23 protein-coding genes are annotated in these 22632 nt (G+C 36.6%); 1 reads left to right on the top strand and 22 read right to left on the bottom strand.

The window, feature by feature from the left end; genetic code table 11:
- Positions 1-237: 237 nt before the first annotated feature.
- The 4 genes from rpoD to ccpN form a co-directional block, all read right to left on the bottom strand.
- Entirely contained in the window at positions 238-1347 is a 1110-nt protein-coding gene (rpoD, locus tag A33S_RS0101790; RefSeq protein ID WP_009382573.1) for an RNA polymerase sigma factor RpoD, read from the bottom strand.
- Positions 1348-1375: 28 nt separating this feature from the next.
- Positions 1376-3148: a DNA primase gene (gene dnaG, locus A33S_RS0101785; protein ID WP_017176491.1), complete on the bottom strand. Its 1773-nt coding sequence runs from the start codon at positions 3146-3148 to the stop codon at positions 1376-1378.
- 78 nt (positions 3149-3226) lie between these two features.
- Positions 3227-4054 carry a pyruvate, water dikinase regulatory protein gene (locus A33S_RS0101780; protein WP_009382577.1) on the bottom strand — a complete coding sequence of 276 codons (828 nt, stop codon included), beginning with the start codon at positions 4052-4054 and terminating at the stop codon, positions 3227-3229.
- Between the two features lie 15 nt (positions 4055-4069).
- Positions 4070-4729: a transcriptional regulator CcpN gene (ccpN, locus tag A33S_RS0101775; RefSeq protein ID WP_241864513.1), complete on the bottom strand. Its 660-nt coding sequence runs from the start codon at positions 4727-4729 to the stop codon at positions 4070-4072.
- A gap of 298 nt (positions 4730-5027) precedes the next feature.
- Here ccpN and A33S_RS0101770 point away from each other — a divergent pair, with 298 nt between their 5' ends.
- Complete coding sequence (locus A33S_RS0101770) at positions 5028-6419, top strand: glycine--tRNA ligase (protein WP_009382579.1); 1392 nt, start codon at positions 5028-5030, stop codon at positions 6417-6419.
- A gap of 56 nt (positions 6420-6475) precedes the next feature.
- Here A33S_RS0101770 and recO read toward each other — a convergent pair whose 3' ends face one another.
- The 18 genes from recO to hemW all read right to left on the bottom strand — a co-directional run bounded on the left by recO (position 6476) and on the right by hemW (position 22594).
- Complete coding sequence (recO, locus tag A33S_RS0101765; protein WP_009382580.1) at positions 6476-7240, bottom strand: DNA repair protein RecO; 765 nt, start codon at positions 7238-7240, stop codon at positions 6476-6478.
- A 19-nt stretch (positions 7241-7259) separates the two neighbouring features.
- On the bottom strand, positions 7260-8156 hold the full coding sequence (era, locus tag A33S_RS0101760) for a GTPase Era (RefSeq protein ID WP_017176490.1): 897 nt from the start codon (positions 8154-8156) through the stop codon (positions 7260-7262).
- On the bottom strand, positions 8157-8561 hold the full coding sequence (cdd, locus tag A33S_RS0101755; RefSeq protein WP_009382582.1) for a cytidine deaminase: 405 nt from the start codon (positions 8559-8561) through the stop codon (positions 8157-8159).
- Positions 8562-8579: 18 nt separating this feature from the next.
- Complete coding sequence (locus A33S_RS0101750) at positions 8580-8915, bottom strand: diacylglycerol kinase family protein (RefSeq protein WP_009382583.1); 336 nt, start codon at positions 8913-8915, stop codon at positions 8580-8582.
- 1 nt (position 8916) lies between these two features.
- Positions 8917-9378: an rRNA maturation RNase YbeY gene (gene ybeY / locus A33S_RS0101745; protein WP_009382584.1), complete on the bottom strand. Its 462-nt coding sequence runs from the start codon at positions 9376-9378 to the stop codon at positions 8917-8919.
- A gap of 3 nt (positions 9379-9381) precedes the next feature.
- Positions 9382-10326 (bottom strand): PhoH family protein, encoded by a 945-nt coding sequence (locus A33S_RS0101740; protein ID WP_009382585.1) that lies wholly within the window; start codon positions 10324-10326, stop codon positions 9382-9384.
- Between the two features lie 246 nt (positions 10327-10572).
- Entirely contained in the window at positions 10573-11205 is a 633-nt protein-coding gene (locus A33S_RS0101735) for a hypothetical protein (protein ID WP_009382586.1), read from the bottom strand.
- A 14-nt stretch (positions 11206-11219) separates the two neighbouring features.
- Positions 11220-12218, bottom strand: coding sequence for a flotillin-like protein FloA (floA, locus tag A33S_RS0101730; protein WP_009382587.1), 999 nt, complete (start codon positions 12216-12218; stop codon positions 11220-11222).
- A gap of 14 nt (positions 12219-12232) precedes the next feature.
- A complete protein-coding gene (locus tag A33S_RS0101725; RefSeq protein ID WP_009382588.1) occupies positions 12233-12931 on the bottom strand; it encodes an NfeD family protein in 699 nt (232 codons plus the stop codon).
- Positions 12932-13243: 312 nt separating this feature from the next.
- Complete coding sequence (gene rpsU, locus A33S_RS0101720) at positions 13244-13420, bottom strand: 30S ribosomal protein S21 (RefSeq protein WP_009382589.1); 177 nt, start codon at positions 13418-13420, stop codon at positions 13244-13246.
- 126 nt (positions 13421-13546) lie between these two features.
- Complete coding sequence (mtaB, locus tag A33S_RS0101715; protein ID WP_009382590.1) at positions 13547-14893, bottom strand: tRNA (N(6)-L-threonylcarbamoyladenosine(37)-C(2))-methylthiotransferase MtaB; 1347 nt, start codon at positions 14891-14893, stop codon at positions 13547-13549.
- Positions 14894-14897: 4 nt separating this feature from the next.
- Entirely contained in the window at positions 14898-15650 is a 753-nt protein-coding gene (locus tag A33S_RS0101710) for a 16S rRNA (uracil(1498)-N(3))-methyltransferase (RefSeq protein ID WP_009382592.1), read from the bottom strand.
- Between the two features lies 1 nt (position 15651).
- A complete protein-coding gene (gene prmA, locus A33S_RS0101705) occupies positions 15652-16590 on the bottom strand; it encodes a 50S ribosomal protein L11 methyltransferase (protein ID WP_009382593.1) in 939 nt (312 codons plus the stop codon).
- 2 nt (positions 16591-16592) lie between these two features.
- Positions 16593-17729, bottom strand: coding sequence for a molecular chaperone DnaJ (gene dnaJ / locus A33S_RS0101700; protein ID WP_017176489.1), 1137 nt, complete (start codon positions 17727-17729; stop codon positions 16593-16595).
- A 113-nt stretch (positions 17730-17842) separates the two neighbouring features.
- Positions 17843-19678, bottom strand: coding sequence for a molecular chaperone DnaK (dnaK, locus tag A33S_RS0101695; protein WP_009382595.1), 1836 nt, complete (start codon positions 19676-19678; stop codon positions 17843-17845).
- A 67-nt stretch (positions 19679-19745) separates the two neighbouring features.
- A complete protein-coding gene (gene grpE / locus A33S_RS0101690; protein WP_009382596.1) occupies positions 19746-20369 on the bottom strand; it encodes a nucleotide exchange factor GrpE in 624 nt (207 codons plus the stop codon).
- 24 nt (positions 20370-20393) lie between these two features.
- Positions 20394-21362: a heat-inducible transcriptional repressor HrcA gene (gene hrcA / locus A33S_RS0101685; RefSeq protein WP_017176488.1), complete on the bottom strand. Its 969-nt coding sequence runs from the start codon at positions 21360-21362 to the stop codon at positions 20394-20396.
- 101 nt (positions 21363-21463) lie between these two features.
- On the bottom strand, positions 21464-22594 hold the full coding sequence (hemW, locus tag A33S_RS0101680; protein WP_103370602.1) for a radical SAM family heme chaperone HemW: 1131 nt from the start codon (positions 22592-22594) through the stop codon (positions 21464-21466).
- Between the last annotated feature and the right edge of the window lie 38 nt (positions 22595-22632).

Raw genomic sequence — 22632 nt, 5'->3', positions numbered from 1 at the left:
AGGGTGCCTGAACGCGTTTCCTTAAATTATCTTAATAAGTAATAAGTATTTCAACACCTCAAAAGTAGTTTATGAAACCTAATTCCCTTAACAGCTGACTCCGTGCGTCCTGAGACTACAGGCTCAGGCCACGCCCCAGGAAAGCATGCTGTTAAGGAAAGAACTTTAGATATAAACTAATCAAACCTACAAAAAAACTGGCTTGTCTTATTAAAAGACAGCCAGCTTCTATCCTTATTAATCCATAAAGTCTTTAAGACGTTTACTACGGCTTGGATGGCGAAGTTTACGAAGTGCTTTTGCTTCAATTTGACGAATACGTTCTCTCGTAACACCAAATACTTTACCAACTTCTTCAAGCGTACGTGTACGACCATCATCTAGACCGAAACGAAGACGTAAGACATTTTCTTCACGGTCAGTTAGCGTATCTAAAACATCTTCAAGTTGCTCTTTTAGAAGTTCATAAGCTGCATGGTCAGATGGACTTTGTGCTTCTTGGTCTTCGATAAAGTCACCTAAATGACTGTCGTCCTCTTCACCAATTGGCGTTTCAAGTGATACTGGTTCTTGAGCAATCTTAAGGATTTCACGTACTTTTTCTGGAGGTAAATCCATCTCTTCACCGATTTCTTCAGGTGCAGGATCACGGCCTAAATCTTGTAAGAGTTGACGTTGAACACGAATTAATTTGTTGATTGTTTCAACCATATGCACTGGAATACGAATTGTACGCGCTTGGTCAGCGATGGCACGAGTAATTGCCTGACGAATCCACCAAGTTGCATAAGTTGAGAACTTGAACCCTTTACTAAAGTCGAACTTTTCAACGGCTTTAATTAAGCCCATGTTACCTTCTTGAATTAAATCAAGGAATAACATACCACGGCCAACATAACGTTTCGCAATACTTACAACAAGTCGTAAGTTTGCTTCTGCGAGGCGTGATTTCGCAATTTCGTCACCTTGCTCAATACGTTTCGCAAGTTCGATTTCTTCTTTGGCACTTAATAAGTCCACACGACCAATTTCTTTTAAGTACATGCGTACTGGGTCATTAATTTTTACGCCTGGAGGTGCACTAAGGTCATTAGGATTCAGTTTGTCATCTGTATCAGAGCTATCTTTTTCATTAACTAATGTAATATCATTATCATTGAGTAGATCGAAAAATTCATCCATTTGGTCAGAATCCATATCGAAATTCTGTAATTTATCCGCAATTTCTTCGTGACTAAGATGACCTTCTTTTTTACCTTTTTCGATGAGTTGTTTTTTAACATCTTCTAATGTTAACGTCGGGTCTATTGTCTCTTTTTTAATTACTTTTACCTGGTTATCAGACATAAAAAGGCCTCCTGAAAATAATCTATTATTAATGGTTTATATTTTGTCGTTTAAGTGATATCAATTGTTCTAAATAATATTTTTGCAATTCAAAATCACCTGTTCTCTCTGCTTCACGTATTTTCATCGCGATATCTGTTACAGAAAGCGTATCTTTCCCCTCAGTCATTGTATGAATGTAGTCATGCATTTCTTCAATAGATGGCTCATAATTCATATCTAATCCATCTAAATAAATCAATGTATCCTTATCTTCATTGTATTCAATATATTGAAACGCATCACTTAAGATAAATTCATCATATTCACCATAGTATTGATGCAATAAATTAAAAATGCGTTTAAATTGTAATTGATTAAAATCATCAGATTCAATTGATTTATGATGATCTAAGAATATATCCTTATCATTCATAAAATGCTTTAATAACGCTCTTTCTGCCTTATCTTTTCGTGATAATTTAGGGTTTGAAGCTTGATTGTGATTTGAATAAGATTTAGGTTCATGATTATGAGTCACTACTTCATTATTTAGACTATCAAAGCTTACTTTAAACAATTCAGCTACTTCTTGCAATACTTTTTTGCGTAATAAATCAGATTTCATGAATCCTACATCATGGGTGATTTCTTTTAAATAACGCTCATAGGCTAAGTCATTATTTTCAATTTCATCCTTATATTGTCGCATCTTATATGATACAAACGCAACTTTATTTGATGTTACATATTGATGGAACGTCTCTTCACCATATTTCGAAATGTAGTCGTCTGGATCCATGCCATTTGGTAAGGTAATCACAAATACATTGAGATGCTCTTTTAATAGCGCTTCGCCCGTTTTAAGCGTCGCATTAATACCTGCTTTGTCACCATCGTACATGAGCGTCACGTTAGAAGTAAGCTTACGAATCACTTGGAAATGATCACTCGACAATTCGGTACCCATACTTGCGACAACATTCGTAACGCCCGCTTCATTCGCTTTAATCACATCCATAAAACCTTCAAGAACCATCATCTCATCTAGCTTACGGATAGACCTACGAGCTTGATGTAAATTATAAAGCAACTTTCTTTTTTGGAAGATAGGAGACTCTGGACTATTCAAATACTTAGGTTGCTGACTTTCTTCATATCCTCTTCCTGAAAAGCCAACCGTACGCCCTTGATAATTTTTTAAAGGGAACATGACACGATCACGAAATCGGTCATAATAGGAGAAGTTTTCTTCATTACGTGATAATAAACCTGCTTCATAAGCAAGATTAATATCATAGCCTCTCTTTTTTAGAAAGTCATGACAGAAATGCGACACATTTGGCGCATAACCTATTTTAAGCTTCTGGATAAGTTCTAACGTGAATCCTCTCTCTTTAAGGTAGGCTAATGCTTTTTCACCTTCTACGGTTTTAAGCAGTGCATAATGATAGTAAGACTCAATCAGCTCATGCATCTCAATCATACTTAAGTCATCAGATGCATACGTTTCTTCTTTACTGCTCTGGTTCGTTTCAACTTTAACATTTACACGCTCACCAAGTTGTGCAACTGCATCGACAAAGGAAAGACCTTCGATTTCTTGTAAAAATTGAAAGGCATTGCCCCCTTTTTTACAACCGAAGCAATGACATATTTGTTTATCCTCTGATACTGTAAACGAAGGTGTCTTTTCATCATGAAAAGGACACAAACCTATATAATTGCGTCCTATTTTCTCTAACTTAACGTATTCACCTACAAGATCAATGATATCTGTCTTATGTTTGATTTCATCTATAACAGATTGTTCAATTCGCAACCCTATCACCTGATTATTCTAGCTAATTCGTCATTAAATACGAAAGACATTATATTAGATATTTAAACATTATAACAATTAAAAGTGCATATTGGAATTATTTTGTTCAATAATATACATAATATCGTTAGCTGTTTCTTCAATCGCTTTGTTCGATACATCAAGTACCGGGCATCCAATGCGTTCTACGATTGTTTCGAAATACTCGAGCTCTTCTTTAATACGTGTATCTGTCGCGTAACGTGCAGAATCATCTAAACCTAGCTGCTTTAAACGCTCTTTGCGAATCGTATTTAAACTTGCTTCGCTGATTTTTAAGGCGATGCATTTCTTCGGATCAATTTCGTATAAAGCTTCTGGTGGTGAAACTTCAGGTACAATTGGTACGTTCATGACTTTGTATCGCTTATGTGCAAGATATTGAGATAACGGCGTTTTAGACGTGCGTGAAACTCCAATTAATACGATATCCGCTTTTGGTAAACCTTTAGGGTCCTTACCATCATCGTATTTAACCGCAAATTCGATTGCCTCTATTTTCTTAAAGTAAGCTTCATCAAGTTTATGCACGATACCAGGTTCATTGTATGGTAACTCTTCAAACTTCTCGGATAAGATACGCATCAGTGGTCCCATAATATCAACTGACTCAATTTCTTCCTCTTGAATTAAGCCTTCCATATATTCACGAATTTCAGGTTTAACGAGCGTATAAACGATGATACACCCTTCATCTTTCGCTACTTGAATCACTTCTTCAATGTTTTCTCTCGTTTCAATATATGGATAACGCACGATTTCCGTAATTTTATTACGTGTATTGTATTGTGAAATACATGCTTTTGCTACTAATTCAGCAGTTTCTCCTACAGAATCCGAGGCAATGATAATCTTTACTCTTTCCATGATTAACTCCTCCTGTTACTTAAATAATGACACAAATAGCTTTGTAATCGTCGTCTTCGATATACGCCCCGTCACTTCATACTTACCGTTTGGCTTTTCAGAAACGATAGGAATCGAATCAATTTCTCGCTCAATCATTTGATTCGCAGCATAAAGCACTAAGTCGTCATCCTTTAAAAGCACTATATTCGGCATTCTTGTCATAATGACATTAACAGGTATGTTATGGATATCTTGACCTGCCATCGAAGCGCGCAATAAATCTTTACGTGAACATACACCAATTAGATCGTTGTCACTGTTAACGATGAATAGCGTACCGACATCCTCTAAGAAAATGGTGCATATGGCTTCATAAACGGTTACATTACTCTTTAAAATAACAGGTGTTGATTTATAATCTTTAACGAGATAATGTTTAAACTTCTCAGTTAATAATTGAGAACTTGATTTTCCTGAATAGAAGTAACCTACACGTGGTCTTGCTTCTAAATAGCCTGCCATTGTTAAAATTGCTAAATCCGGTCTTAAGGTAGCACGCGTTAAATCAAGCTTATCTGCAATTTTCTCACCTGTAATGGGTCCATCCCTTTTTACAATTTCAATGATTTTCTCTTGCCTTGAATTGAGTTCTATTGGAATCACCCCTTTGAAATACAACCTCAATTTAATCATGGGCAAACAATTTAATTAATAATTCCTATTATACCCTTTAACAATTGAAACGACAAACTTGGTGAAAAGCATCATTTTACTTGCCTTAAATATGCCTTTAACTTAAAATAAAGATTGAAGCGAGCTAAGGATGGTGTGAGCTTAGCAATTAATTTGGCGTAAGATACAATTTCATGTAAAGCGAGTGGCTACACTAATTTGGGTGGAACCGCGGATTATCATACATAATTCGTCCCAAGACTTAGAGTTAATCTTTGTCTTGGGGCGTTTTTTATATTAAAAAGGAGTGTTATGGAATATGACAAAAGATATGGAAACAATTGTACAATTAGCCAAGCATAGAGGTTTTGTATTCCCTGGCAGTGACATTTACGGTGGTTTAGCAAACACTTGGGATTATGGTCCATTAGGTGTTGAACTTAAAAATAACGTTAAAAAAGCATGGTGGAAAAAATTCATTTCTCAATCACCATATAACGTTGGTTTAGATGCAGCTATTCTTATGAACCCTAAAGTGTGGGAAGCTTCAGGTCACTTAGGTAACTTTAACGACCCAATGATCGATAATAAAGATAGTAAAATTCGTTACCGTGCCGACAAAATCATTGAAGAATACATGCAAAATGAAAAAGGCGACGAAAACTTCGTAGCTGACGGTTTAAGCTTCGATGAAATGAAGAAAATCATTGATGACGAAGGTATCGTATGTCCTGTAAGTGGTACAGCTAACTGGACTGACATTCGTCAATTCAACTTAATGTTCAAAACTTTCCAAGGTGTAACTGAAAGTTCAACTAACGAAATTTTCTTACGTCCTGAAACAGCTCAAGGTATCTTCGTAAACTACAAAAACGTTCAACGTTCAATGCGTAAAAAGTTACCATTTGGTATCGGTCAAATCGGTAAATCGTTCCGTAACGAAATTACGCCAGGTAACTTCATCTTCAGAACGCGTGAATTCGAACAAATGGAATTAGAATTCTTCTGTAAACCAGGTGAAGAAATTGAATGGCAAGAGTATTGGAAAAACTTTGCAAGTAACTGGTTACGTAACTTAGGTCTTGTTGATGATAACGTAAGATTACGTGATCATGACGAAGACGAGTTATCTCACTACTCAAATGCTACTACTGATATCGAATACCGCTTCCCATTCGGTTGGGGTGAATTATGGGGTATCGCAAGTCGTACAGACTTCGACTTAAAACGCCATAGTGAACATTCAGGTGATGACTTTAAATATCACGACCAAGAAACGAATGAGAAATACATTCCATATTGTATCGAACCATCTCTTGGTGCTGACCGTGTTACATTAGCATTCTTATGTGATGCTTATGACGAAGAAGGTGTTGAAGGTAGTAAAGATGCACGTACAGTATTACACTTCCACCCTGCTTTAGCACCATACAAAGCAGCAGTTTTACCATTAAGTAAGAAATTATCTGACGATGCAATGAAAGTTTACGAGCAACTTAGTGAAAACTTCACAATCGACTTTGACGAATCACAATCAATCGGTAAGCGTTACCGTCGTCAAGACGAAATTGGTACACCATACTGTATCACATTCGACTTCGATTCATTAGAAGATAACCAAGTTACAGTTCGTGACCGCGATAGCATGGAACAAGTTCGTATGCCTATCGATGAGTTAAACGACTTCTTAGCTGACAAAGTTAAGTTCTAATTTATTCTCAATATAATTAAAAGATCCGGGACACAATTAGTTGTCTCGGATCTTTTTTAGTCTGACTCAGTTGATTGTTCAAAGCGTTTCAACTGGTTGATTAACTTTTGACCTTTAAAGAAGACGCCCGCGTACTCACGGTATAGCATCAATAATAAATCATTCATCTCAGTTAATATGTCTTCATTTATCGTAATAGATTTCATTTTATCGATCGGTAAATGTTGTAAAACATCCATTAGATAAAACGTTCGATTTTTAATGCGCACCGCATGGGGATCTTGGTGCAAGACCTTTTCAGAAATGGGACCATCAAACTTAAAGCTATAACCAGCTAGATGAGATTGGTCGGTATCATGCGTAATGGCGCAAGTTGTAAAGTCGAGCTGGAAGCCGAAGAGATACATACACTTTAAGAATACAATATTTGCTACGAGTTGAGGTGAAACGTCCGCTTCAATTCGCGTTAAAGCAAACTGTAGTAGCTTAAAACTTTCTTCGCTTATTTGATCTTCAAAGCCACGATCTATAATTTCCGCACACAAACTCACGTAACTACTTTTATAAATATCTAATTGCAATGGATAATGGCGGTCAATCACATCTACAGACGTTAACGTCCCCATACCGCGCCATTTAGAATAAATAAACAAGCCATATACAAATAATTGTGTACTGGCTTGTAGTCCTTTTTTACTCTTTTTCGCACGACGAACCATCAACGGCACTTTACTACCGTGCTCATTTAATATCGTAATAACCTTATCCGATTCACCATAATCGACTGATTTAATAATGACGCCCTTTTGCTTTTGTAACAAAAGGCATCACCTCTTCCTTTTAATATTCATCCTCAACGTAACCCATTTGGCGAATGAAATTCACTTTATTACGCCAGTCGCGTTGAACTTTTACCCAAACATCTAAATAAACTTTAGAACCAAGGAGTATCTCGATATCACGTCTTGCGCGCTTACCAACTTCTTTTAACTTCTTACCGCCTTTTCCGATAACGATACCTTTTTGGCTGTCACGCTCAACAAAAATCGTTGCTTCAATACGCACGCGGTCTTCGCTTTCTTTAACCATACGGGCAACGTTTACACCAATCGCATGCGGTATTTCCTCAGAAGTTAGCTCTAAAATCTTCTCGCGAATGAGCTCACTAACAACGAATTGTTCAGGGTGATCAGATATTTGATCGTCTGGATAATACTTCGGCCCTTCCGGTAAGTAAGATTTCAACACACTAATAAAGTGATCTACATTAAGACCTTCTAAAGCGGAAATCGGAATCACTTCTGTGAAATCCATGTACTCTTGATATTGTTCAATACGTGGCATTAATTGATCAGGATGCACAAGATCAATTTTATTTAATACTAAGAATACGGGCGTCTTAACATTTTTAAGCATGTCCATGATATATTGATCGCCGCGGCCTATTTCTTCATCCACATTGACCATAAACATAATCGCATCAATTTCACCGAGCGTATTTTTAGCGACTTTCATCATATAGTCACCTAGTTTATGTTTCGGTTTATGAATACCCGGTGTATCAAGAAAGATAATTTGAGAATCCGCTTCCGTCATAACACCTTGAATTTTATTTCGAGTTGTTTGCGCTTTATCAGACATGATTGCAATTTTATGTCCAATCACACGATTCATGAACGTCGACTTACCTACATTCGGGCGTCCAATAATCGATACAAACCCTGATTTATGTTCCATTTAATCTAAATCCTTTCCTGAAAAGCCAAGTGGTAATAATTCATTGACTGTTAACATTTTCATATCACCTTTGTGGTTCGTCATATAGACAGGCATATCGTCATCACAGAGTTCTTTTAACACTTGTCTACAAGAACCACATGGTGAAGATGGCTCATTTGCATCAACTGTAACTGTGATACTTTCAAAGTCGCTTGGGCGGTAACCATCACTAATAGCAGCAACTAAACTTGAACGTTCTGCACAAATACTGTCTGGATATGCAGCATTCTCAACGTTAGCGCCATGGTAACTTTTACCATCTTTCGTAATTAAATAAGCACCTACTTTAAAGTTACTATACGGTGCATAAGCTTTACTTTGCGCTTCACGCACTTCTTTAAAATACGTTTCATTATAAGCCATGCTTGTTCCTCCTTGTTGTTAAATAAGTTTCGGTATGAATATGATTATTCCAATAATGACTGCCACAATAGCCATGATTACAACACTGAACGCAGCGATATCTTTAGCATATTTAGCATAATCGTGATACTCAAGTGTCACTAAATCAACAACGTATTCAAGCGCTGTATTTATCACTTCAAAGGCAAGCACTAATCCGATTACGAGCGTGAGTATCATCCACTCTATAGGAGAAATTCCGCAAATGATTCCAAATATGATTGCAATTATCATTAACACGATGTGCAACAAGAAATTATGATCTTTTTTAAAGAGTTGAATACATCCTTCAAATGCATATTTGAAACGCTTCATATTAATCCCTTGTTAAACCATATTCATTGAGAATCTCTGTCTGACGACCAAACATTTTCTTCTCATCCGCTTCATTCATGTGGTCATAACCTAAAAGATGTAAGAAACCGTGTAGAGCTAGGAACCCAAGTTCACGTTCGAATGAATGGTTATAGCTTTCAGCCTGTTCTTTCGCAACGTCAGTACAAATAATGATGTCACCAAGAACGCGCGGCATGTCTAATCCTTCAATCTCAGGCTCATCCTCTTCTAATGCAAAAGAAATCACATCCGTCACTTTGTCTTTGTCACGATAATCTCGGTTAATACTTTGAATTTCTTCTTTATCTACGAAAGTTACGGATAATTCAGCTTCCTCTTCAATACCTTCTTTAGATTTAGCAAACGTAAGCAGGTCTTCAATTTGTTCAAACCATGAAGCCTCAACTTCATTCGTGTGATCACTAAAATCTATCGTAAACATGCTTTATTCCTCCTCATAACGATCGATAATTCTACCGACTAATGGGTGACGCACAACATCAGTTTGTTCTAACTGAAGTATCGAAAGGCCCTTAACACCTTTTAAACGTTGTTCAGCTTCAACTAAACCACTTTTAACACCTTTAGGTAAGTCAATTTGGGTTTTATCGCCTGTAACAACCATTTTAGAACCGAATCCTAAACGTGTTAAGAACATCTTCATTTGTGCATGCGTTGTATTTTGAGCTTCATCGAGAATTACAAATGCATCGTCTAAAGTTCGACCGCGCATGTATGCAAGTGGTGCAATTTCAATAATACCGCGTTCAATAAAGCGGGCAGTTTGTTCAGCACCGAGCACTGTGTTTAAACCATCATATAACGGACGTAAATACGGGTCGACCTTCTCTTTTAAGTCACCAGGTAAGAACCCTAAAGATTCGCCCGCTTCAACTGCTGGTCGCGTAAGCACAATTCGCTTAACTTCACCTTTTCTTAACGCCTTAGCTGCAAAGACGACCGCTAAGAACGTTTTACCTGTACCAGCAGGACCTATTCCAAACACCAAATCATTTTGTTTCATAGCGTGTACATACATACGTTGCCCCATTGTTTTGGCACGTATTGTTTTACCATAAGCATCTTTGGTAATTTCTTCTTCATATAAATCAATTAAATGATTGATGTTGCCGTTTTTAGCCATTTTAACTGCTGCTTGAACATCTTTAATGTTAATTGAGGCACCTTGTTCAATCACCTTTAACAGATTCTTGATAACAGATTCAGCAAGTTCAACTTCCTCAACCTTTTGACCTCTTACAGCAATTTCTTGACCTCTGGCATGAATATTGACATCAAACGCATCATCGACAAACTTTAAGTGTTCATCATTACTCCCAATTAATGCTTGTGCTTGATTGATGTCATCGATATGAATTAACTCAGGCATACATGAGCTCCTTTTCAATTGTAATTTAGTTCAATTTAAATGTATCAAAAGCATGTTAGCCATGCAATTTAATTAACTTATATCCATCTCAATTATATCACGATTCATGACACATCACCTTAAAATTGAAACTACGATTTCGCCATTTTATTCTCGCTTTCCCCAAATAAAAAGCCCCGAATAATCTCGTACTTAAGATCACTCGGAGCTTTATCATCATACTTTTTGAAAAGCCAATTTAAACATTTATAATTGTTTAGGTTTATTTAAAATTTCTGACCAAATTAACCCATTAACCACTTCATTATCTGAAAACTGATGACCTGACTTCAATTGATCTTTAGGTTTAAACTGTGCCATTAATTCTTGAATGCGAGCACGTTTTGCTCTAGGCGATAAGTATTTGTCGTCTAAGATAAGTTCAGTTTTGTATCTAATTTCAGCTAAGCGTTCGTCCTTAACCTTGTCAATTTCATAACTAACACTATCCATGTGACGACGTACATCTTCTTCAAGTTCACGTCTCACTTCAGCTTCAGCGGCACGCTTTTTCTGTTCAGAATTAGACATTTCTTTAGGTTTTTCAGTTCGAGTCGTTTGTCTTTCACGTGAAGGTGGTGTTTGTTCTTCTTGAGGTGTTTCATGTACTCTTTTAGAAGGTTTATCATCTTCCTCATCAAATACATCTGAAAAGCCACCATCTAGTTCACGTTCAACCTCTTTCATCGTGTCTTCAAACCGTTCAAAAACGTTTTTAGGTTTATTAGGTGTTTGTTGTTTAGGTCTTTGATTTTGTCGCGATTTATGACTCTTATCATTAATCGCACTAACGACCGAAATGATAATAGAGACTACAAAAATTATGAGACCTATATTCACTTATATCACCTCATTTAGTTTTCTGGTGAATCTTGGTCGCCTTGATTAGTACTCTTGTTAATTGCTTCTCTCATGCCTGTATCCGCTTCGATGTTCTTAAGATTATAATAATCTTTCACACCGATATTCCCTGAACGTAATGCTTCAGCTAAAGCAAGTGGTACTTCTGACTCAGCTTCAACAACTTTCGCACGCATTTCTTGCACACGTGCTTTCATTTCTTGTTCAGAAGCTACAGCCATTGCACGACGTTCTTCGGCTTTTGCTTGAGCAATGTTTTTATCAGCCATTGCTTGTTCAGTTTGAAGATCGGCACCAATGTTCTTACTGATATCAACGTCTGCGATATCAATAGATAAAATTTCGAAAGCAGTACCTGAATCAAGCCCTTTACTTAATACTGTCTTAGAGATATTATCAGGATTCTCAAGTACTTCTTTATGGTGTTCACTAGAACCAATTGTAGAAACGATACCTTCACCTACACGGGCGATGATTGTTTCTTCACCAGCACCACCGACTAATCGAGAAATGTTTGCACGAACTGTAATACGTGCTTTAGCTTTTAACTCGATACCATCCATCGCAACACCAGCGATAAATGGTGTTTCAATCACTTTCGGGTTAACTGACATTTGAACCGCTTCAAGTACATCACGACCTGCTAAGTCGATAGCAGCGGCACGTTCAAATGGTAAATTAATTTCAGCACGTTGAGCTGCGATGTTCGCATCAACGACACGGTCTACGTTACCACCTGCTAGGTAGTGAGACTCAAGTTGGTTCGTTGATAAGTGTAATCCAGCTTTATGCGCTTTGATTAAAGGCCCGATAACACGTCGAGGTGATACACGTCTTAAGCGCATACCTACAAGTGTACCGATACCTACTTTAACGCCAGCTGCAATCGCTGAAATCCATAATCCTACAGGAACAAACGATAGTAAAATCATTAGTGCTACGATAACGAGCACAATAATGACAATAAGAGGAATTAATCCGCTAAACATCATTTCCTATACACTCCTTATTCAATTTCTCTTACTACAACACGGGTACCTTCAACTTCAATAATCTTGACGGGCTTGTCTTTTAAAATAAAGGGACCATCAGAAACCGCATCTATTCGATCATCATTTAAGACAATGACCCCAGATGGTCTTAGGTCTGTAACGGTGTTAGCTACTTCTCCAACTAAATGCGATAAATCATCGTGAGATGTATATCCTGACTCACGACTCGTCGAATCTTTAAGTACCACATTCTCAAAAAATGGAATCTTACGTTTGAAAAATTTCACTAAAATCACCCACTCAATAATTGCTAAAATTAATGCAATGACAACATTAACTAGCATTTGTAATAAATTATCTCCCAACGAAACAATACTAAATATAATCAGCACTAATCCGGTAATACCGAGCACAGCACCTACTACGAATAGTTCAAGAATTAAAAAGATAACCCCGACTATAAATAGTATGAATGTTAGAAAGCTCATACTGCCTTCGATTAAGAACCCTAAAAAGAAGACCAGTAAAGCTAATGTAGCGATAATACCAATGATATTAATTCGTTTAGAATATAATTGGTACAAAAACCCTAAAAAGATCACACACGTTAAAACTAATGAAATTAAAGGTGAGGTAATCATTTTACTTAACATATTCATCCAACTATTATCTTGTGTATTTTGAAGAAAAGTTAGTATATGTAAATTCATCATGGGATAACCTTTCACCTCACTCCCTAATTTAAGTATACATTAAATACAAGCGTATAAATAGGTTTTTTATTTAGAATTGAATATATTATCAACCTTTTTATATCACCCTCTAAAATTTAAAGAATCATTATGATTGAAACGCATTTTTATGCATACTTCTTGCATTTATGCGCGTTCAAGGTTGCCTCCTTTTGAAAAGCCATACCCCTATAACTTGGCTTTTCAGATATAAAAATAACAGCCTAAGACATGTGTCTTAGACTGTTATTCATAATGAATTTATGTGTTGAGGGAGATCAACAGATTCATTAATTATTTAAATTTACGCTTACGTGCAGCTTCTGATTTTTTCTTACGCTTAACACTTGGTTTTTCGTAGAATTCACGTTTACGTACTTCTTGAATCGTACCGCTCTTAGAAACAGAACGTTTGAAACGACGTAAAGCGTCATCGATTGATTCGTTTTTACGGACTACTGTTTTAGACATCTGTATTTCCCTCCCTCCAAATCTCAAGAAAGCTTTATATTATCTTTACATAGTCTTATAACTATGTACAACAAGTATAATATAAGTCGCTTTTACGGTCAAATGCGAATTTCATAAAATTTACATTTAAACTAATACTTCTTTATTTGACTGATTTGTAGCATGTTCAACGACTCTTAAGAGTTGACCTTTATTTATTGGATAGTTAGGTTCTGTAATCTTTACTTTGACAAGTTCACCAATTAATGATTCGTCACCGTCAAATTCCACTTTCATGTAATTATCAGCATAGCCAACTAAGATGCCATCGTGAGAGCCTTTTTCTTCAGGGATCACTTCAAGAACATCTTGGTCAAATTTAGAAGCATATTGTTTCGCAAGCTGATTACTTAAATTGATTAAACGATGCACACGCTCATTCTTCACTTCTTCGTCAACTTGATCGTCCATACGAGCGGCTGGCGTACCAATTCTTGGAGAATATGGGAATACGTGTAGTTCTGAGAAGTGATGGTCGACAATAAAGTCGTATGTTTGTTGGAATTCTTCTTCTGTTTCACCTGGGAACCCAACTATAACGTCACTTGTAACTGCTAAGCCAGGTAAAGCTTCATGTAATTTCGTTAAACGCTCAGAGAAATGTGCCATTGAATATTTACGTCTCATACGTTTTAACACTGAGTCTGAACCTGATTGTAATGGTACGTGTAAGTGACGCACTACTTTAGTAGACTGTTGTAACACTTCAATCACTTCGTCTGTTAATTGGCTTGCTTCGATTGAAGAAATACGAATACGCTCTAAGCCATCAACCGTTTCAAGATCTCGTAGTAATTGCGCGAGATTATAATCTTTAAGGTCTTGACCATAACCACCAGTGTGAATACCAGTTAGAACGATTTCTTTATAACCTGAATTCACAAGTGTTGTTGCTTGTTCAACCACTTTCTCAGGATCTCTTGAACGCATTAAACCACGTGCCCAAGGGATGATACAGAACGTGCAGAAGTTATTACAGCCTTCTTGAATCTTAAGTGATGCACGCGTACGGTCTGTAAAGTAAGGCACTTCAAGTTCTTCGTATGTACGGTTCTTCATGATATTACCGACACCGTTGATTGGTTCACGTTCTTTACGATACGTTTCAATGTAATCTAATAAGCGTGAACGACCTTCTGTACCTACTACAATATCCACACCAGGAATTTCCATAATTTCTGCTGAAGATGTTTGAGCGTAGCAACCTGTCACGCAAATAACTGCATCAGGATTTTTACGAATTGCACGACGAATAATTTGACGACTCTTCTTATCGCCAGTGTTTGTTACTGTACATGTATTAATAACGAATACGTCAGCGTTTTGATTGAAATCAACGCGTTCATAATCCGCATCTTTAAATAATTGCCAAATTGCTTCAGTTTCATAATGATTTACTTTACAACCTAAAGTATGAAAAGCAACTGTTGACATTTAATCACCTCATTAATTCTAATTCATAGCTTATCGCACTTAATACATAAAGTGGTGCTGTTTCTGCGCGTAATATACGAGGCCCTAAACCTACGGCACAGCCTACTTCAGTTAACTTCTCGATTTCGTTTTCACTAAAGCCACCTTCAGGACCTGATACAAATAAGATTTTGTCACCTGCTTTAAACTTTTGAGTTAAAGCTTTCAAATGACTAACTTCACCACGTTTGGCTGACTCTTCATATGCGATAATGACATAATCATATTGATTAATAATATCATATATTTCATTAAAGTTCGACATGTATTTAATAGAAGGTATCGATAAACGATAACTCTGCTCAGCAGCTTCTTTAATGATCTTTTCCCAACGCGATAGCTTTTTAGAGGCTTTATTTGGTTGTAACTTAACTACATTTCGTTCCATTTCAGTACCAATAAAGTGTTTAGCACCTAATTCAGTTGCTTTTTGTAACATCCATTCGTATTTATCGGCTTTGATGAGTCCGCTTAAAATCGTAACTTCAACAGGCATTTCACTCATAACATCTAAAGCTTCGATAGTTTCAACTTCGATGGCTTCGTTAGAAATGTCTATGATCTCACACTTAAATACCTTTTCATCGTTAAACGTGATGACGATGTGATCTTCAGGCTGCATGCGCATCACCTTAGAGATATGATGGATATCATTTTTTTCTTGTATAAAAAAACGCTGGTTTAAATCAGCGCTTTCTGTTAGGAAATATCGTTGCATATTATTCGCTCACTTTCTGACAAACGATGCATACCCAACCGTTGTCTTCTTTTAAATTGATGTGTTTAAAACCAACGCGCTTTAATTGTTCAATGATTTGATTACTTTTTTCTATTATAATACCCGATGTGATAAAGTAACCACCATCATTCAATTTATCATATGCATCTTCAATCATTTGTTCAATAATATGTGCTAATATATTTGCGATTATAACGTCATATTTGCCAGTTTCTTCTTTTAAAAGGTTGCCAGTTGCGGCTTCAATATCTTGAGCACAGTTATTCTTTTCAAAGTTCTCAACCGCAACGTTAACTGCCATTTGGTCAAGGTCAATTGCTTTAATTCGCTTAGCCCCCATGAGGTGACTTGCAATACTTAAAACACCTGAACCAGTACCCACGTCTATAACCGAATGTTCTGGTTTAACGATGTCTTCAATTGCACTCAGACACATGTAAGTAGTTGGGTGATCCCCTGTTCCAAAGGCCATACCAGGGTCTAACTCTATACATTTTTCTTCAGTATCTTGCGTTTCGTAATCTTCCCAACTTGGCACAATTGTAAAATGTTTTGAGGCTTTAAATGGATGAAAATAATGTTTCCATTCATTTTCCCAGTCAGATTCTTGTAGATGCTTAACATGCAGTTGAATAAAGTTTTGATCAGCATCATCTAAGTTAAGAATCGCTTGTTCAATGTTTTGTTGTAAGGTTTCACTGAAGTCTAACTCATTGAAATAACACTTTACACGTATACCTTCCTCAGGATAGTCATCTGGATTAAGATCATAAATTTCTCCGTATTGATCTTGACGTTCTTTCGTTAATTCTTCAGGGTCTTCAATGACGACACCTGAAGAACCAAAGTCAACTAAGAGAGACGTCACTAAAGATTCTATCTCACGATTGATATTGATTGATAATTCAATCCATTTCATGATTATTCTCCTTTAAAGAAACGTCTCGCTTTATCTGTGAAACTTGATGGTTGGTCATTAATTGACTCCCCACTAATTTCAGCAAATTCTTTCATAAGTTCACGTTGTCTTTCAGTTAATTTGTCTGGCGTTCTAACATTAACGTCTACGAATAAGTCACCGTAGCCATATCCATGTACGTTCTTAATACCTTTTTCTTTTAATCTAAATTGCTTACCTGTTTGCGTACCTGCAGGGATTGTAAGCATAACATTACCATTTAGCGTAGGTATTTTGACTTCATCACCTAAAGCAGCTTGTGGGAAACTGATGTCTAAGTGATACAGAATGTGGTCGCCATCACGTTCGAATGTTTGAGAAGGTTTGACTCTAAATACGATGAATAAATCACCTTCTGGACCACCATTTTCACCTGGTGAACCTTGACCTTGAAGTCTAATTTGTTGTTCGTTGTCAACACCTTCAGGGATTGTTACTTGTAATTTAACATTTTTCGTTTCAGTACCTTTACCATGACAATTTGGGCATGGTTCTTCAAATTCTTGACCTGAACCATTACATGATGGACATACTTTTTCAGTTCTTACGCGACCAAGGATCGTATTTTGTTCAACTGATACACTTCCTGCACCGTGACAGTAGTTACAAGTTTTCTTTTTAGTACCAGGTTTAGCACCTTCACCATCACAAGTATCACACTTAACATCTTTACGTATAGATATCTCTTTTTCGCCACCAAAGACTGCTTCTTCGAATGTAACAGTCATAGTGTATTGAAGGTCGTCACCTTTACGTGGCGCGTTTGGATCACGTTGACGTGCGCCTCCACCAAAGAATGAACTAAAGATATCTTCGAAGCCACCGCCAGAGAATCCACCAAAGTCTTGACCACCAAATCCTTGGCTGCCATAGCCGCCTTGAGCACCTGCATGGCCAAATTGGTCGTAGTTAGCACGTTTATTTTCATCACTTAGGACTTCATAAGCTTCAGAAATTTCTTTGAACTTCTCATCCGCACCTTCTTCGTGGTTAATATCTGGATGATATTTTTTAGATAATTTGCGGTAAGCTTTTTTTATTTCATCCTTAGAAGCACTTTTACTTACACCAAGGACTTCATAGTAGTCTCGTTTTGCCACAGTTATCTCTCCTTTATGTTTAAAATCGTGAAATGATTACGTTTATATTTTATTCAAGAAAAAAGTCAAAGCCAATAGCATTGACTTTGACTTTTAATGATTGAAGCTAGAACTTATTTGTTGTTTTTATCATCGTCGTCTTTAACTTCTTTATAATCAGCATCTTCTACATTGTCGTCTTTAGATTGTTGTTGACCTTCAGCACCTTGTTGAGCTTGTTGTGCTTGCTCATACATCTTCATAGTTAATTGTTGAACAACTTGTTCTAAAGCTTCTTTCTTAGACTTGATGTCTTCGATATCGTCGCCTTCTAGAGCTGATTTTAATTCGTCTTTCTTAGTTTCGGCATCTTTCTTGTCTTCTTCAGAAACATTGTCACCAGCATCTTTTAACGTCTTATCAACTTGGAATACAAGTTGGTCAGCTTCGTTACGTAAGTCTACTTCGTCACGACGTTTTTCATCGGCTTCTTTATTTTGTTCAGCTTCTTTAACCATACGATCGATTTCGTCGTCTGAAAGTGATGAGCTTGATTCGATCGTAATTTTTTGTTCTTTGTTAGTACCTAAGTCTTTAGCAGTTACATTAACAATACCGTTTTTATCGATATCGAAAGTAACTTCGATTTGAGGTACACCGCGTGGAGCTGGTGGAATGTCTGTTAATTGGAAACGACCAAGTGTTTTGTTGTCGTTAGCCATTGGACGTTCACCTTGTAATACGTGAATATCTACTGCTGGTTGGTTGTCAGCTGCTGTAGAGTAAACTTGTGATTTAGATGTTGGGATTGTAGTGTTACGTTCGATTAGTTTATTGAAACGTCCACCCATGATTTCAATACCTAATGATAATGGTGTTACGTCTAATAATACAACGTCTTTAACGTCACCAGTGATAACGCCACCTTGGATAGCAGCACCCATTGCTACTACTTCGTCAGGGTTAACACCTTTGTTAGGTTCTTTACCGATTTCTTTTTTAACAGCTTCTTGTACAGCTGGGATACGAGTAGAACCACCAACTAGGATAACTTCGTCAATTTCAGAGCTTGATAAACCAGCATCTTTCATTGCTTGACGAGTTGGTTCCATTGTTTTACGGATTAAGTCATCAGCTAGTTCTTCGAATTTAGCACGTGTAAGGTTAGTTTCTAAGTGAACTGGACCTGCTTCACCAGCTGAAATGAATGGTAATGAAATTTGAGTTGAAGATACACCTGATAAGTCTTTCTTAGCTTTTTCAGCAGCATCTTTAAGACGTTGTAATGCCATTTTATCTTGAGATAAATCAATGCCATTTTTTTTCTTGAATTCTGATACTAAGTGGTCGATGATAACTTGGTCGAAGTCATCCCCACCTAAGCGGTTGTCACCAGCTGTAGATAATACTTCAAATACACCGTCACCAAGTTCTAAGATAGATACGTCAAACGTACCGCCACCTAAGTCGAATACTAATACTTTTTGATCTTGGTCTGTTTTATCTAAACCGTAAGCTAAAGCTGCTGCAGTTGGTTCGTTGATAATACGTTCAACTTCTAAACCAGCGATTTTACCAGCATCTTTAGTCGCTTGACGTTCACCGTCGTTGAAGTATGCAGGTACAGTGATTACTGCTTTTTCAACTTTTTCACCTAAGTAACTTTCAGCAGTTGATTTTAAATTTTGTAAAATCATAGCTGAGATTTCTTGAGGTGTATATTGTTTACCTTCGATATCTTCTTTATGGTCTGTACCCATGTAACGTTTAATAGATTGAATTGTATTAGGGTTAGTGATAGCTTGACGCTTAGCTACTTCACCTACTTGAGTTTCACCGTTTTTAAATGCTACAACAGATGGTGTTGTTCTAGCACCCTCTGGGTTTTGAATTACTTTTGGTTCGTCACCTTCTAATACTGTTACACAACTATTTGTTGTACCTAAATCAATACCAATTACTTTACTCATAATTAACAATTCCTCCTATTTAGTCAAAACAATTTTATTTTTACATAATGGTTTCTATTCGTCAAAATTATTGATTTACTTTAACCATTGCAGCTCTTAAGACACGCTCTTTAAGCTTGTATCCTTTTTGGAGCTCAGCTGTAACAATACCAGAATCATATTCTGAATTGTCATCTTGCATAACTGCTTGGTGGACATTAGGGTCAAATTCATGACCAGTAGTTTCAATAACTTCCATACCATTTTCTTCTAAGGCTTTACCTAAACTATCATAAACCATTTGAACGCCTTTTTTAAGTGATTGGAATGATTCATCAGAACCTTCAATTTGAAGTGCACGTTCAAGATTGTCTAATGTAGGTAAAATGTCTGTTAATACTTGTTGAGACTGATACTTTTTAAGTGTTTCATTCTCTTTCTGAATACGTCTCTTGTAGTTTTCAAATTCTGCACGTAAACGTAAGAATTGATCTTCTTTTTCGTCTACTTCTTTTTTAAGTTGTTCAATTTCTTGATCTTTTTCATCTACTTGCTCATTAGATTCAGATTGTTCTTCATTGTTTTCATTTTGATTATCTTCTGAATCTTGAGACTGAACTTCTTCATTCTCATTAGAAGCTTGAGTTTTGTTTTCAGCTTCTTCGTTAGCAGCTTCATTTTGTTGTTTTAAATCTTCATCATGTTCTGCCATTACTAGCCCTCCATAATAATATATTTACCAAATACGTCCTAATAATTGGATAACATCATGATATCTCATTGCGGTAGGACCGATAACCGCAATATGGCCTTTAGATTCATCATCAATATGGTAATCACTTATGATGATTGATATTTCATCTAGCCCTTCATCGATTTCTTTACCGATTTTTACATTAATACGTGCATCATTCATGTGATCAATTAACGACATAATTTGATTAGATTCGATGTACTGCAAGATAGGTTGTATCGATGAAACATTAGATTCATTTAAAGCATCAATCAGTTTCACCTTACCACCCATAAAGACACCGTAAGCATTATTACTAATCTCAGTTTTAATTAATGTATTAATCTGTTGTATCAACTTTTGATAAGACGTTGCATCAAAATCATCTCGCATTCCAACTTCATTACGAGTTTGGATTTCGTTCGTGATGTAATTTGATAACATTATCAAATCATCAGTACTGTAAGAATCCGGCGTTGATAAATGAAGATGATCGACGTGACCAGTATTAAAGACAACTACCATTACAAGATGGTGTTCTGTAGCTTTAATTAGATGCACAGTGTTAATTTGGTGCTCTGAATGATTAGGACCAACCACAAGCGTTGTATACTCTGACATTGATGATATTTCATTAGCAAACTCGTTCAAAGTCGAGGTCATATCATAATGATTATTCACTAACATGTCACTTATATGATTTAATCTTTCATTATTTTGGAATGAATGTTGATCTAAAATGTGGTTAACGTAAAAGCGAAAACCTAAATTTGAAGGTACACGCCCTGACGACGTGTGCGTCTTCTCTATGAGAGACATTTCTTCTAAGCGTTTCATATCGTTACGAATTGTCGCTGGACTTACATTCACACCATGTCTTTCAATTAAACTTTTTGAGCCGATAGGTTGTCCTAAATCAACATAATCTTCAACAACCGCATTAAGTATGCGAAATTGCCGTTTTGTAATCATGTTATCACCTCATTAGCACTCATCACTTTCAAGTGCTAATTATAATTTAACAAAAAGGTCAAAGTAAGTCAACGTGAACGCTTTTGAATTTAATTTTTTATTTAATCCCCTATCAGAAAGGCTTCAAAGACTTCATTACCGATTACTCTACCTCGATTCGTCAAAGCGATATTTTGACCATCTTCAATAAGCAAACCTTTCTCAACGTATTTAGGTATCGTTTGACCAAAGACGTCGTTTGGTGTTTGATGGTACCTCTTGTAAAAGCGATCTTTATTAACGCCTTGATTCATTCTGAGTCCTAGAAACATCTCTTCTTCCATTTGTTCTTTAAGCGTTGGGCGAGACGCGTGCAACAATGGTCGTTCGTTATGCTTAATATGTTTGATGTAATGATTAACAGGATTCACGTTAGTGTAACGTTCGCCATCTACATAACCACTAGCTCCAGCACCAAACCCATAGTAATAATCGTTCTTCCAATAAACTTGGTTATGGATTGAATCATGTCCTTTTTTCGCAAAGTTGGATAATTCATATTGTTGAAAAGGCGTTTCGACAAGTCGATGCATCAGATATTCATACATTTCAGCACCAATATCTTGATTAGGTAGTTTCAATTTGCCTTGACGATACATATTATAGAACTGCGTTTTAGGTTCGAGTATAAGCCCATAACTCGAAATATGATCAATATCCATTTCAATACTACGGTTAAGACTATCTCCAAACTCATTCATGGTTTGAGTTGGCAAGTGGTACATTAAGTCAAGACTTATAGACGGGATACCCACCGCTCTTGCATCGTCAACTGAGCGATATATATCCTCAGTACGATGTGTGCGTCCTAATATTTCTAATAAGCGAGGTTCAAACGTTTGCACCCCCATTGATATACGGTTAACACCATAGTCTTTAAGGAGCTGTACTTTTTCTCTCGTTAATTCATCGGGGTTTGCTTCAAAAGAAAACTCTTTAGTAATTTTAAATTGATTTTGAATGGCTTTTAAAAGATATTCAAGTTGATGCATCGAAAGTGCTGTCGGCGTTCCACCCCCGACAAAAAGTGTTTGAATCGTTTGTTTAGGGATCGTTGCCATTTCTGCTTTTAAGCACTCTAGATAGGTATCTACGGGTTGGTTTTGAATATAGTATTTGTTGAAATCACAATATGTGCATATGCGGACACAAAACGGGATATGTATATAAACACTTTTAGCCATAACTATCATCTCAACTTTCATAAATTAAAACGGGTAGGGAGACCCTA

The sequence above is a fragment of the Staphylococcus massiliensis CCUG 55927 genome, from assembly GCF_000298075.1.
GTDB lineage: Bacteria > Bacillota > Bacilli > Staphylococcales > Staphylococcaceae > Staphylococcus > Staphylococcus massiliensis.
Note: the sequence above shows the minus strand (reverse complement) of the source record. Positions and strands in the feature narration are given on the sequence as shown.